The organism is Rhizomicrobium sp., assembly GCA_037200385.1.
In the GTDB taxonomy this organism is placed as follows: domain Bacteria; phylum Pseudomonadota; class Alphaproteobacteria; order Micropepsales; family Micropepsaceae; genus Rhizomicrobium.
This window is the reverse complement of record JBBCGL010000001.1, coordinates 1221577-1235282: the sequence shown is the minus strand read 5'-3', so window position 1 is coordinate 1235282 and position 13706 is coordinate 1221577. Positions and strand designations below refer to the sequence as shown.

The window sequence follows — 13706 nt, the reverse complement described above, 5'->3', positions numbered from 1 at the left end:
CGCCGGAACTCCTTCCCCGTCTCAAAAAAGTACTGGTTTTTCAGTAGCTTCGGTTGACGTGCCGCCACAGACTTGTCACAGTTAATCGTGCCGGAGCAGGGGATTCTGCTCTTTGCGCATTTCCCTCAGGGGCAGGGGATGATCAAGTCCGAACTGGTTGCAAGGCTCACCGCTCGCTACCCGCATCTCTACCACCGCGATATCGAGCGGATCGTGTCGACGATGCTGGACGAGATCACCAAGGCGCTGGCCGCCGGCCACCGCGTGGAATTGCGCGGATTCGGCGCCTTTTCCGTAAAAGTCCGCCCCGCCCGCCAGGGCCGCAATCCCCGCACCGGCGAGCCGGTCTCGGTCGACGAGAAGCGCGCGCCCTTTTTCCGCACCGGCAAGGAATTGCGCGAGCGGCTGAACAACGGCGTCGCGGGCGAAGAAGGCGAATAATCCGCCAGCCGCTCTTGCCCGCCTCATGCTCTATGACTAAGACCGGCTTTCGATGAGCGCTCCGCGATTCTCGAACCCCGTCTTCGTCGCCCTCGACACCCCCGATCTTGCGCGCGCCTATGCCGTCGCCTCGGCGGTTCGGCCCCATGTCGGCGGGTTGAAGATCGGCCTGGAATTCATCACCGCGAACGGACCGGACGGCGTCCGCAAGATCGTCGCGCTGGGCCTCCCCGTCTTCGCCGACGTGAAATTCCACGACATTCCCAACACCGTGGCGGCGGCCTCGCGCGAGCTTGCAAGGCTGGGCGCCATGATCTTCAACATCCACACGTCGGGCGGCGAAGTGATGATGCGCGAAGCGGCCGCGGCAGCCCGCGCAGTCGATCCCAAGATCAAGGCGATCGGCGTCACCGCGCTGACCAGCCTCGACGACACGGTGCTGGAATCCGTCGGGCAGCGTGGTCCGGCCGCCGAGCAGGTGTTGCGTCTCGCAAAGCTTGCCAAACAGTCCAGCCTCGACGGCGTCGTCTGCTCCGCGCATGAGATCGGGGTCCTGCGCAAGGCGCTGGGCCCGGACTTCCTGCTGGTCGTGCCGGGCATCCGCCCGGCCGGCGCGGCGCTCGACGACCAGCGGCGCGTCATGACCCCGGCCGAGGCGCACCGCGCCGGCGCCGACATTCTCGTCGTCGGCCGCCCGATCACCGGTGCCGCCGACCCCGCCCAAGCGGCCCGGGCCATCGCCGACGAGCTCGGACTTACAACGGCTTAAGCAGACAACCGGGCTTTGCTTGATCGGCGGGGCCGGGCAGGTCATAAGGCCCGCCTCATGGCTGTCCTGGTGAAAATCTGCGGGATCAACGCGGCCGAAGCGGCCGATGCGGCGGCGCGCGCCGGTGCCGACTTTGCCGGCCTGGTTTTCCACCCCAGATCGCCGCGTCATGTGACGCCCGACCAGGCCGCGACCCTGGCCGCCCGCCTGCGCGGCCGGTTGCGCCTCGTGGTCCTGCTGAGCGATCCGAGCGACGAAGCCGTCGCCGCCGCCATGGCTGCCGTCAGGCCCGATTTCATCCAGCTGCACGGCGGCGAGCCCCCGGGCCGCGTGGCTGCCATCCGTTCGCGCTTCGGCGTGCCCGTGATCAAGGCGATCGCGGTCGCGGAGCCCTCCGACCTCGCCGGCGTCGCCGCCTATGAAGACGCTGCCGACATGCTGCTGTTCGACGCCAAGGCGCCGGTGGGCGCGACCCGCGAAGGCGGCCACGGCATCGCCTTCGACTGGAAGATTTTGAGCGGCCGCAAATTCGCCCGACCCTGGTTCCTCAGTGGCGGACTGAATCCGGAGAATGTCGCGCGCGCCCTGCGCATCGCCGAGGCGCCTGGCGTCGACGTCTCCTCCGGCGTCGAAAGCGCGCCGGGCGTCAAGAGTCCCGAGAAGATCGCCCAATTCGTCAGCGCCGCGCGCAACGCGCAGTTCGGAGCCGCGGCATGAGCCAGCATCTCAATTCCTATCGCACCGGTCCCGATGCGAAAGGCCATTTCGGCGCCTATGGCGGCCGCTTCGTCGCCGAGACGCTGATGCCCAACGTCGTGGCGCTGGAGAAGGCCTATGAAGACGCCAAGCGCGATCCGGCTTTCCACGCCGAGCTCGACGGCATGCTCAAGCATTATGTCGGCCGCGAGAGCCCGCTCTATTTCGCGCAGCGCCTGACGCAGCATCTGGGCGGTGCGAAGATCTATCTCAAGCGCGAGGACCTCAACCACACCGGCGCGCACAAGATCAACAATTGCCTGGGCCAGATCCTGCTGGCGCGCCGCATGGGCAAGACGCGCATCATCGCCGAGACCGGTGCCGGCCAGCATGGCGTCGCCACCGCCACGGTCGCCGCCCGTTTCGGCCTTCCCTGCATCGTCTATATGGGCGAAGTCGACATCGAGCGGCAAAAGCCCAACGTCTTCCGCATGCGCCTGCTCGGCGCCGAGGTGCGCCCGGTGACCTCCGGCTCGCGCACTCTCAAGGACGCGATGAATGAGGCGCTGCGCGACTGGGTGACGAACCCGTACGACACCTTCTACATCATCGGCTCCGCCGCCGGCCCGCATCCCTATCCGGCGATGGTGCGCGATTTCCAGACCGTCATCGGCAACGAGACGCGGGCGCAGATGCAGGACGCCGAGGGCCGGCTTCCCGATCTCGTGACCGCCTGCGTCGGCGGCGGCTCGAACGCCATCGGCATGTTCCATCCCTTCCTCGACGATCCCGAGGTCGAGATCCATGGTGTCGAGGCGTCGGGCGACGGCACCGAGACCGAGCGCCATGCCGCGACGCTTACCAAGGGCACGCCCGGCGTCCTGCACGGCACGCGCTCCTATCTGCTGCAGGATCGCGACGGCCAGATCCAGGAGGCGCATTCGATCTCGGCCGGTCTCGACTATCCCGGCGTCGGCCCCGAGCATTCCTGGCTCAAGGACACCGGCCGGGTGAAATATTTCTCGGCGACCGACAAGCAGGCCCTGGAGGCTTTCGTTCTGTTGTCGAAGCTGGAAGGCATCATCCCGGCGCTCGAAAGCGCCCATGCCATCGCGCATGTCATGCGCATCGCGCCGCAGATGGAGAAGGACAAGGTGATCGCGGTGTGCCTCAGCGGCCGCGGCGACAAGGACGTCTTCTCGGCGGCGGCCGCGCTGGGGGAAGAGATATGAACGTCAAATTCGGTGCCATCCCATGAGCCGCATCTCCGCCACCTTCGCGGCGCTCAAGAAGCAGGACCGCGCTGCCTTCGTGCCCTTCATCACGGCCGGCGATCCCGACACCGAGACCGCCTTCGAGATCCTCTCGAAGCTGCCGGCCGCCGGCGCCGACATCATCGAGCTCGGCATCCCGTTCTCCGATCCGATGGCGGACGGTCCGATCAACCAGGCGTCTTACCTGCGCGCGCTCAAGGCCGGCATGACGCTCTCCAAGCTCGTCGAGCTGGTGCGCAAGTTCCGCAAGGTCGACAAGGCGACGCCGGTCGTCCTGATGGGCGCCTACAATCCGATCCACGCCTATGGCACGGCGCGCTTCATGAAGGACGCGGCGGAGGCCGGCGTCGACGGCCTGCTGATCGTCGACGTGCCGGCGGAGGAAGACGACGTGCTGCGCGTTCCCGCCGCGGCGCACGGCATCGACATCATCCGCTTCCTCGCGCCGACCACCGACGCCGGGCGGCTGAAGGTCGTGCTCGAAGGCGCCACGGGCTACCTCTATTATGCCTCGGTCGCCGGCATCACCGGCACCAAGAGCTTCGCCGAGGACGAGGTCCGCGCCGCGCTCGGCCGCATCCGCACCGCGACCGCGCTGCCGGTGACGGTGGGTTTCGGAATCAAGACGCCGGAACAGGCGGCTGCCATCGCGCGTTTCGCAGAAGGGGCGGTGGTGGGCTCCTCCATCGTCGCCACAATCGAGTCGCATGTCTTAAGAGGCACGAAACGTGCCGAATTGGTCGCGGAGGTGATTGCATTCTGCGCGGCGATCGCCAAATCCGTGCATGCGGCCCGGGAAGGTTCCGTGGTAGGATAGCCCATGAACTGGATTGCCAATTTCGTCCGGCCCCGGATCAAAAGTCTGATCGGCGCCGCATCGCGCGCGGAAACGCCCGAGAACCTCTGGAAGAAATGCCCGTCCTGCGGCGAGATGATCTTCCATCGCGACCTTGCGGCGGCGCAGTTCGTCTGCCCGCAATGCGGCTTCCATATGCGCATCGGGCCGGCCGACCGCTTCACCGCGATCTTCGACGCGTCCAGCTATGAGGAACTGCCCTATCCGGAGGTCCCGTTCGATCCGCTCAAATTCCGCGGCGAAAAGCGCTATGTCGACGAGGTCAAGACCCAGCGCGGCAAGACCCAGCGCAACGAGGCGCTGACCGCGGCACGCGGCACGCTCGAAGGCATGCCGGTCATGATCGCGGTGCAGCCCTTCGACTATTTCGGCGGCTCGCTCTCCATGGGCGTGGGCGAGGGCCTGGTGCGCGCGATGGACGCGGCGATCGCCGAGAAGCGCCCCTTCATCCTGTTCGTCTCCTCCGGCGGCGCCCGCATGCAGGAAGGCATCCTCTCGCTGATGCAGATGCCGCGCGTCACCATCATGATCGACCGCCTGCACGAGGCGGGCCTGCCTTACGTCGTCGTGCTGACCGACCCGACCTATGGCGGCGTCAGTGCCTCCTACGCCATGCTGGGCGACATCCAGATCGCCGAGCCCGGCGCCCAGATCGGCTTCGCCGGCCCGCGCGTCATCGCCAACACCATCCGCGAGCGCCTGCCCGAAGGCTTCCAGCGCGCCGAATACCTGCTCGAACACGGCATGATCGACATGGTCGTGCCGCGGCCCGAACTGCGCTACACGCTGTCCAAGCTGGTGCACATGCTGATGAAGCGCTCGCGCCCGCGCAGCCGTGCCGCGACTCCCCCGGCCGTCGTCAGCGCTACCGCGACGCGCGTGCCGCCGCCGGAAGCCCTGCCCAAAGCCGCGGAATGAGCGTCCAGAACGACGCCGCCGACTTCCGCAGCACCGCCGTCCTCGAACGCCTGCTGGGTCTGCATCCCAAGAAGATCGATCTCGCGCTCGACCGGATCCTGCGCCTGCTGCACGAACTGGGCGACCCGCAGAAGCAGATGCCGCCGACGATCCACGTCGCGGGCACCAACGGCAAGGGCTCGGTCTGCGCCTTCTCGCGCGCCATGCTGGAGGCCCAGGGCCTCAAGGTCCACATGCACACCTCGCCGCATCTGGTGCGCTTCCACGAACGCATCCGCATCGCGGGGTCGCTGATCTCCGAGGACGAACTGGTCGCGACGCTCGAAGAGGTCGAGCGTGTCAATGCCGGCCGCCCGATCACCTATTTCGAGATCACCGACGCGGCGATGTTCCTCGCCTTCTCGCGCCATCCCGCCGACGCGCTGGTGCTGGAGGTCGGGCTCGGCGGCACCTTCGACGCCACCAACGTGATCGACCGCCCCGCGATGACGGTGATCCAGCCCATCGGCCTCGATCACCAGGATTTCCTCGGCCACGACATCAAGGCGATCGCCGCCGAGAAGGCGGGCATCATCAAGCCCGGCGTGCCGGTCGTCATCGGCCCGCAGGACGAGGCGCCGCTCGAGGTGATCCTGTCGCGCGCCGACCGGCTGAGCGCCCCGGCCTTTGTCTTCGGCCAGGATTTCGGCGCGCACCAGGAGCATGGCCGCATGGTCTATCAGGACGAGCACGGCCTGCTCGACCTGCCGCTGCCCAGGCTGATCGGCCGTCATCAGATCGAGAACGCCGCCGTCGCCATTGCCGCCTTGCGCCATGCGAACCGCAACTGGGGTACCGACAAAGGAATCGAAACCGGTTTGCGCACCGTCGACTGGCCGGCCAGGCTGCAGCGCCTGACCCACGGCCCGCTGATCGACATGGCGCCGAAGGGTTCGGAGGTCTGGCTCGACGGCGGCCACAATCCGCATTGCGCCGCCGCCGTGTCCCGCGCCATCGCCGATCTCGAGGAACGCTCGGAGCGGCCGCTCTATTTGATCTGCGGCATGCTGCGGACCAAGGACGCGGTCGGCTTCCTCTCCGCCTTTCGCGGTCTGGCGCGCCATGTCGTGACCGTGACCATTCCGGGCGAGCCGGCCAGCCTCGGCGCCGGGGCGCTCTACGACATGGCGCGTCATGCTGGGATCGACGCCGCGCCGGCGGAGGATCTCGAGGACGCGATGCTGCAGCTGCAGGCCTGGAGCCGCGCCCATCCGAAGGAACCGCCGCCGCGCATCCTGATCTGCGGCTCGCTCTACCTGGCGGGACAGGTGCTGGTGGAGAACAGCTGAAGCCATTCATAAAATCCACCCGTCATTCCCGGCTTGTCCGGGCAATCCATTTTCTTTTGCGCCCGAAAGCAAAATGGGTCGCCCGCATAAAGCGGGCGATGACGGGTTGGTTGCATCAACTTGAAAGCAACGGACTCTAGCGACAGCGTAAGGACGGGCGATGACGGATTGAGGAGCTTTCGCACCTCGAAGCGGCACCAGCGGCGGCGCGGCGCCGGCAATGACGAGTGTCCCGAATGCGGCTCACTTCACCGATTGCGTCATGCAGTCGTGGTAGGTGTCGCTCTCGACCTTGGCCTGGTCGGCGGCGTCGGCGCCCAATTGCCGCGCGTCCTCGGCGCGGTTGTCGGCCATCGCATGGCAACGCGCATTGTAGTCGGGCGCCGGTGGCGGAACGGCCGCGGGCGGCACTGCGGCAGGCTGCGGCTGTGGCGCAGGCGCCGCCCGCTCGGCGCGCGGCTTGGGCTTGCGCAAGGGACGCACGGTCTCCGGCTTTGCGACGGCCGGCAGCGCGATGCCGGCTGGCGGCGCGGGCGGCGGCGCCAGCTCCTGCCGGACCCAGGTGCAGCCCGGCAGCAGCAGGACAACGGCAAGCAAGGCGACGATGCGCATCTGCGACCCGGAAATGTATCGGCCCAGTCTAGCGCCTTTCACGCCGCCGCGCGCCGTCCGGCCAGGCTTCGGCGCGCCGCCGTCGGAGGAAAACGAACTGGAGCTAGGACTGCAGGCTCAGACCGACGACTCGATCCATTCCTTGATCTTGTTCTTGGGCAGCGCGCCGACCTTGGTCGCCGCGACCTGGCCCTGGGAGAAGATCATCATGGTCGGGATGCCGCGCACGCCATACTTCTGCGGGACATGCGGGTTCTCGTCGATGTTGATCTTGGCGATGGTTACTTTGCCGCTCATCTCGCCCGCGAGCTCTTCGAGCGCCGGTGCGATCATCTTGCACGGTCCGCACCATTCGGCCCAGAAATCGACGACCACGGGCGTCTTGGAGTTGAGCACATCGGCCTGAAACGAGGCGTCCGAGACTTTGAGGGGAGAGACCATGGGATGCGTCCTTGGGTTAGCTGGCTGCTATACTTAGGAATGCCCCTGGGAAGGGTCAAGGCGCGCGCGGATGCGGCCCATTTCCCCGTCCAGGAGCCCGTTGGACAGTTCCATGCGTGTGGGTCCGTCGGTCCAGATCAGGCCGCAGACGATTCGCTTGCCCGCGAAGATCTTGCCTGCCGCGGCGCGGTAGAGCGCCATCTGGGTCTTGTAGAGCGGCGCGACGTCGTCCTCGCGCGCCGGCGGCGGGCGGTTGGTCTTGAAATCGACGATCAGCACGCTGTCCTCGGAGACCGCCAGCCGGTCGATCCGGCCATTGACCCGCGCCGCCGCGCCGAGTTCCGGCAGATCGGCCACGATCGCGACCTCCGCCCGGCTGCCCGCCGCGAAGGCGGCGGCGAACACCGGATCGTCCAGCACCGCCAGCGTCTCGCGGATCAGCGCTTCGGCGTCCTCCTCCGGAATATTCCGTAAGCGGAGGAACTGCCGCGCCAAGGCTGCCCGCTCGGCCGGCGGCGTCTCCGGCAGATGCGCCAGCAGCGCATGCACCAGCCGGCCGCGGCGGAAGCGCCGATTGTCCGCGAAAGGCGAAAGCGTCGGCGGCTCGTCCATGCCTGCGGCATCGAACGGCCGCACCAGGCGCGGCGCCGGCACATCGCGCGGGGCGGGGCGCGCCAGCCAGCCGGGCGGCGGCGCGGCCGCGACGGGCGCCGCGGCCCGCGGTGTCGCGCTTTCGTCGGCGGCGTCGCCCACGATCTGCACGGTTTCGCCGCCGCGCGTCAGGGGGATGCCGATCTCGTTCGCGGCGCGCTGCGCCAGCGCGTACCACGAGCCGTCCTTCATCCCGCGCACGCCCTCGAAGCCGCACACCACCAGCCGATCGCGCGCCCGCGTCAGCGCGACATAGAGCAGCCGGCGATGCTCCTCCAGCATCCGGGCCTTCGCGGCCGCTTTGGCCTCCAGCACCGCGCGCGGCGCCTGCGCATCCGCCATCGGATAGAGCACGCCGTCCTCGGTGTAGAGGAGATTGCCGCGGTCATTGGCGAGGCTCGGCAGGCCGGTGGTGTCCGGCAGCACGACGATATCCGCCTCCAGCCCCTTGGCGCCATGCACCGTCATCACCCGCACCTCGTCGCGCGCCCGCTCCATGTCTCGCTTGATCTGTGCCCCGCCGCGTTCGATCCAGTGCAGGAAGCCTTCCAGCGACGGCGTGTTGCCGGCTTCGTAGCCGAAGGACAGCGAGAGGAACTCGTCGACCACGTCGTTCGCCTCGTGGCCCAGCCGCTTCAGCAGCCGCAGCCGCATCCCGCGCACGCCCAGCGCATGGGCGTAGAACTCGTAAGGCGGCGCGAAATCCGCCCGCGCCCGCATCTCTGCCAGGAACCCATATGCTTCGGCGAAGGACGCCGTTTCCTGTTGCCGCCGCTGCAGCTCCCGCCACAGCGAGCCCTTGCGGCCATGTGCCAGCGCGAACAATTCCTCCTCGGACACGCTGCACAGCGGCGAGCGCAGCACCACCGCCAGCATGTGGTCGTCCTCCGGCAGCAGCACGAAGCGGCCCAGCGCGATCAGGTCCATCACCGCGATCTGCTCGGTCAGCACGATGCGGTCCGCTCCCGCGACCGGCACGCCGCGCAGCTTGAGCTCGCGGATCACCGCGCTGCCGAACGGCTCGCGCCGCGGCAGCAGGATCATGACGTCCCCCGCCTTCACCGGCGCGTCATGTCCCGGCAGCTTCGTGCGCCCGATCCAGCCGCGGATCTGCTCCGCCACCCGCCGCGCCAGCTGCACGACCGGGCTGTCCTTGGGCGCGATGTCGATCGGCGGCAATTCGTAAGGATCGCCGTCCGGCACGTCGGCCGGCTTGACCGTCGGCCAGATCTCCACCCGTCCGGCATCGCCGGCGCGATGCGGCTCGTGATGCAGCGGCCCGCCTTCCGAGGTCAGCCCGGCACGCGCCTCGTCGGGGCGGAACACTTCGTCGACGAAGGTCAGGACCTGCGGCACCGAGCGGCGCGACTGCGTCAGTGGCTGTTCGACGAATTCCATCTTGGCCGCGCCGGCGGCGTCGCGGAAGAACTGGCGGTGGCGGTCGAACTCGGCGGGATCGGCGCCCTGGAAGCTGAAGATCGACTGCTTCTCGTCGCCGACCGCGAACACCGTCCGCGTCGCGCCGTCGTCGATGCCGGCGCCCGCGAAGAACTCCGCCGTCAGCGCCTTCACGATGCGCCATTGCTCGGGACTGGTGTCCTGCGCCTCGTCGATCAGCACGTGATGGATGCCGCCGTCGAGCTTGTAGAGCACCCAGGCGGCCGCATCGCTGCGCTCCAGCAACAACTGGGTCTTGACGATCAGGTCGTCATAGTCGAGCGCGCCGCGCGCCCGCTTGGCCCGCGCATATTCCGCGCGCACCGCGTCCGCCACGGTCAGCGCCGCCTCCGCCAGCGCCGCCGCATGCGCTGCCCGCCGCCGCTCCTCGCATTCGAGCACCTCGGCCTGCAGGCGGTCGACCAGCGCGCGCAGCTCCGGCCGCGTCGCAGAGTGCTTCTTCGTCACCGGCTCCTTGCGCGGCTCGCCCTCCTTGGTGAGCCACAGCCCGCGATAGGCCTCGAACATCGCCGCGCCCGGCCGCATCGCCAGCGCCGCCGCCAGCGCGGCGCCGCGCTCCCTGTCGGTCTTTGCGCCGAGCGCCATCCATTCGGCGAGCGCCCGCAGGTCATCCGCGACTTCGAGGAGGTCTTCGCAGAACGCGCCTTGCAGGCCGTCCGCACTGAGCTCTTCGTCCGCGCCATGCGCCCGCCGTATTGCAACGGACAGATCGGTCCCGCCCAGCCCTTCGAAGAAGCGTTCGAGCTTGCGGCGGTCTGCGCCCAAGGCCGCATCGAGGATATCGCCCAGCGTCGCCTCGCTGGTGTTGGTGAGCAGGAAGGCCAGCGCCGCCGCGCGCGGCGCATCGCCCGAGCCGGCTTGCTCCAGCATCCGCCCCCGCGCCGCCGCCATCAATTCGCGCGCCGTCTGGTCGTCCAGCACGTCGAACGACGCCGGCACGCCGGCCTCCAGCGGAAAGCGCGACAGCACGTTCTGGCAGAAGGCGTGGAGGGTGAGGATCTTGATGCCGCCCGGCGTCTCCAGCGCCTTGGCGAACAGCCGCCGTGCCTCCTTCATCTCCTCCGGCCCGCCGAGATCGGCGCCGATCTCGATGACTTTCTTTTCCAGTTCGCGGTTGGGCAGCATCGCCCATTCGCCGAGCTGCTTGAACAGCCGGCCCTGCATCTCCGCCGCCGCGGCCTTGGTGTAAGTCAGGCACAGGATGTGCTCGGGCTTGGTGCCCGCCAGCAGCAATCGCGTCACCCGGTTGGCGAGCGTATAGGTCTTGCCCGAGCCGGCATTGGCCGCGACCCAGGCGGAGCGCGTCGGATCGGCCGCGATGATGGAAGGGTCGCTCATTCCGCCGGCGCCTCCCAGCCGCTGATCGACCATTCGCGCACCCGCGCGAGATGATCGTAGTCGCCCGAGATGCGTGCCTCCTTGGGATGCAGCCGCGGCTCATATGCCGTCGTCGGCCGCGCGAAATCGGCGATCCGCTTCTTCAGCTTCTCCAACGCCTCGCCGATCAATCCGATCTCCACCGGCTTGATGTCGCCAGGCTTGCGGCCGCCGCTGATCTGTACATAGAGCAACTCGCGGACGTCCCTCGCCGCCACGCCGTCGAACGCGCCCGCCGCCAGCATCGCCGCCTCGAGCGGGAGCTGCGGCGCCAGGAAGCTCTCGATCTGCTTGGTCGTCGGCAATTGTCCCGTCTTGTAGTCGAGGATCGCGGCGCGGCCGTCGGTCAGCAGGTCGATGCGGTCGGCGATGCCGTAGAGCGCGAAGTCGGGCGTCACCGCCATCTCGCCATGCCGCTCGGTATGCGATGCCGCGATCTCGCCGCGCCGCGCCCGTTCCAGTTCGACGAACCACTCCGCGGCGCGCGTGAAGCGCGGCCGCCACAGCGCCAGTGCCGCCTTGGGCGTGCCTTCCGCCGCGAACACCGCATCGGCGATGGTGCAGAGTTGCAGCGCGGCGTCGGGCGGCAGTTCGCCGGGAAACGCCTGCACGAACCGCTCCAGCGCCAGATGCACGGCATTGCCTTTTTCCAGCGGGCCGATCTGCGCCTCCAGCGGGTCGAGCACGCGCAGCCGCAGCACCCGCCGCGCATAGATCGCATAGGGATCGCGCACCCATTTCTCGATGTCGGTCACCGGCAGCCGCACCGGCCGCGCCTCCACCGGCGGCGTCGGCCGCGGCATCTTGATCCGCGCCGGCGGTCCTGCGTCGCGCTCGCCCTGCGCCAGCACGATATAGTCCTGCGACGGCACCAGCGCCGTTTTCAGCCCAAGCCCATTGGTGAGCTGGATGAGCCGCTGCACCCAGCGCGACGCCACCGCCGGCACGCCCTCCGCCTTCTGCGCCCGCGTCAGCACCACGCGGGGCCCCGCGCTCAGCATCGCGAAATCATGCGCCGCCTGGCCGATGGCGCGCTCCGGCTGCTCGAGCCCCAGCGCCGCCCGCATCGGCCGCGAGAACCACGGGTCGGCGCCCGGCGAACGCGGCCAGCTGCCCTCGTTGAGCCCGCCGAGCACCACCGTGTCGAAGCTCTGCAGCCGCGCTTCCAGCGGCCCGAGGATCGCCACGCGCGGATGCGCGCTGCGCGCCAGCCGCACCGGCTTGGCGAGCATGAGCTTGCGCAGCAGCGCCGCATAGCTGTTCGGCTCCATCGCGACATCGTTCGCGGCTTCCTGCAGCTCCGCGACGAACAGCGCCGCCGCTTCTCCGGTCTCGGCGCGCCACAATTCGGTCCCCGCCAGGGTCTCCGCCACCGCAAGATGCGTCGCGACGATGTCGGCCAAGCGCGTTTCGCGCGTTTCGAATGCGGTTTCGAGCGGCTTCAGCGCCGCCGCCACCTCCGCGAACCAGTATTGCAGCACCGACAGGCGCTCGCGCCGCGCTTCGTCGGCCTGCGCGCGCTGCCGCAGGAGCGCGGCGCGTATGCCCTCCAGTCCCGGATTGGGCTTGGGCCCGCGCAGCGTCTTGTCGAGTTCGCGCGCCTGCTCGCGGAACGCCGCCGCCGCGCCGCCCAGCGTGCAGAGCGGATGCTTGAGCAGCGCGAGCAGCGGCACCGGCGCAAATCCCGCATCCGCCGCTTCGGCGAGCAGGCAGAGGAATGTTCCCGGCGGCGTGTGCGCCAGCGGCCGGCCGGCGGAATCGTCGACCTCGACCTCCCAGCGCCGCAGCGCGGCCGCGACCCGCCGGGCCAGCGCCCGGTCCGGCGTCACCAGCGTCGCGGTCGTGCCCGGCGTCTCCAGCGCCTCGCGCAGCACCAGCGCGATGACGTCGGCCTCTTCGGTCGGATCGGCCGCCTCGATGAGCGACAGGCCGCGCACGCCGTCCGCGATCGCCGGTTCCTCCGCGGCGTCCGCCAGGGCGCGCCACGCGTCGGTGGTCGGCGCCGGGCGCAAGGCCTCGCGCAGCAGCCGCTCCCGCGTCCCGCCGCGCGCGCCATCCCAGTCGGCCACCGCCTCACGCGCCACGCCGAGCCGCCCCAACAGCTGCTTCATGCCGAATTGCGGATGACCGGGATCGAGCCCGTCCCAGCTCGCCGCATCGAGTTCGCGGTCCAGTCCCGGCAGCACGACGGCGCCATTCGGCAGTTCCGCGATGACTTTCAACAGCGCCGCCGTCGCCGGGATCGAGCCGGTCGAGCCCGCCGCGATCACCGGGCCGCGCGGCGGGACGCGCTGCAGCTGCGCCGCCAGTGCGTACAGCGCGAGATTGCGCCGCGCCGGCGGGCTGATGCAGCCCTCGGGCTCCAGCACGGCCGGCCATGTCGTTTCGAGGATCTTGAGGAAGCCGCGCACCTGGTCCCAATGCGCCGCCAGCGCGCCCGGCACGACGGCGTCGAGAGCGGCGAGCGACGCGCCCTGCGTCTCCACCTCGTCCATCACGCCGGCGAGGCCGTCGGCCAGCGCCGCCGCCTGGGCGAAACCCATTTGGTCGTCGTGCCGTGCCGCATGCCAGCGCCGCACCAGCGTTGCGAGCAACAGCGTGCGCCGCATCGGCGCGATCGCCGGCGGCAATTCCAGCGCCTCCGCCTCGAACAGCAGTTCGTCCTCATCCGCATCGCCCAGCGCCCGGAAGCGCGGCAGCAGTGCCGCGCCGCCCAGCTCGCGCGCGAAGGCGTCGCCGAAGCTGCGCTGCGCCCGCCGGGTCGGCAGGTAGATGGTGGTATCGGCCAGCGCCAGCGGCGCGTCGCCCGCCTGCGCGATCAGGCCGCGCGCCAGGGCCTGCGCGAAATTCGCGCTTGGCGGGATCGTATAGACCTTTGCGGCCAC

General features: G+C 69.2%; 11 protein-coding genes. 7 read left to right on the top strand and 4 right to left on the bottom strand.

Translation table 11 applies throughout. The features are described 5' to 3' along the window. Positions 1 to 87 precede the first annotated feature (87 nt). From WDM91_06035 to WDM91_06005, 7 genes are read left to right on the top strand one after another with little or no spacing between them, the layout of a single operon-like run. Entirely contained in the window at positions 88 to 441 is a 354-nt protein-coding gene (locus WDM91_06035) for an integration host factor subunit beta (GenBank protein ID MEI9994133.1), read from the top strand. Positions 442 to 493: 52 nt separating this feature from the next. Further along, positions 494 to 1210, top strand: a complete 717-nt coding sequence (gene pyrF, locus WDM91_06030; protein ID MEI9994132.1) for an orotidine-5'-phosphate decarboxylase — start codon at positions 494 to 496, stop codon at positions 1208 to 1210. 57 nt (positions 1211 to 1267) lie between these two features. Next, positions 1268 to 1927, top strand: coding sequence for a phosphoribosylanthranilate isomerase (locus WDM91_06025; GenBank protein MEI9994131.1), 660 nt, complete (start codon positions 1268 to 1270; stop codon positions 1925 to 1927). Continuing rightward, a complete protein-coding gene (trpB, locus tag WDM91_06020) occupies positions 1924 to 3138 on the top strand; it encodes a tryptophan synthase subunit beta (GenBank protein MEI9994130.1) in 1215 nt (404 codons plus the stop codon). The genes WDM91_06025 and trpB overlap by 4 nt, the downstream gene beginning before the upstream one ends. Before the next feature lie 22 nt (positions 3139 to 3160). Then, on the top strand, positions 3161 to 3997 hold the full coding sequence (trpA, locus tag WDM91_06015; protein MEI9994129.1) for a tryptophan synthase subunit alpha: 837 nt from the start codon (positions 3161 to 3163) through the stop codon (positions 3995 to 3997). 3 nt (positions 3998 to 4000) lie between these two features. Beyond that, a complete protein-coding gene (accD, locus tag WDM91_06010) occupies positions 4001 to 4954 on the top strand; it encodes an acetyl-CoA carboxylase, carboxyltransferase subunit beta (protein ID MEI9994128.1) in 954 nt (317 codons plus the stop codon). Beyond that, entirely contained in the window at positions 4951 to 6282 is a 1332-nt protein-coding gene (locus WDM91_06005) for a folylpolyglutamate synthase/dihydrofolate synthase family protein (GenBank protein ID MEI9994127.1), read from the top strand. Before accD ends, WDM91_06005 begins: the two co-directional genes overlap by 4 nt. 243 nt (positions 6283 to 6525) lie before the next feature. On the opposite strand, the gene WDM91_06000 is transcribed toward WDM91_06005, so the two are convergent. From WDM91_06000 to addB, 4 genes are all read right to left on the bottom strand, one after another. Beyond that, a complete protein-coding gene (locus WDM91_06000; protein MEI9994126.1) occupies positions 6526 to 6894 on the bottom strand; it encodes a hypothetical protein in 369 nt (122 codons plus the stop codon). Positions 6895 to 7011: 117 nt separating this feature from the next. After that, on the bottom strand, positions 7012 to 7335 hold the full coding sequence (gene trxA / locus WDM91_05995; GenBank protein MEI9994125.1) for a thioredoxin TrxA: 324 nt from the start codon (positions 7333 to 7335) through the stop codon (positions 7012 to 7014). A 33-nt stretch (positions 7336 to 7368) separates the two neighbouring features. Next, complete coding sequence (addA, locus tag WDM91_05990) at positions 7369 to 10782, bottom strand: double-strand break repair helicase AddA (protein ID MEI9994124.1); 3414 nt, start codon at positions 10780 to 10782, stop codon at positions 7369 to 7371. Next, the gene (gene addB / locus WDM91_05985; protein ID MEI9994123.1) at positions 10779 to 13706 is read right to left on the bottom strand and encodes a double-strand break repair protein AddB; all 2928 of its coding nucleotides are present in this window, start codon (positions 13704 to 13706) and stop codon (positions 10779 to 10781) included. Before addB ends, addA begins: the two co-directional genes overlap by 4 nt.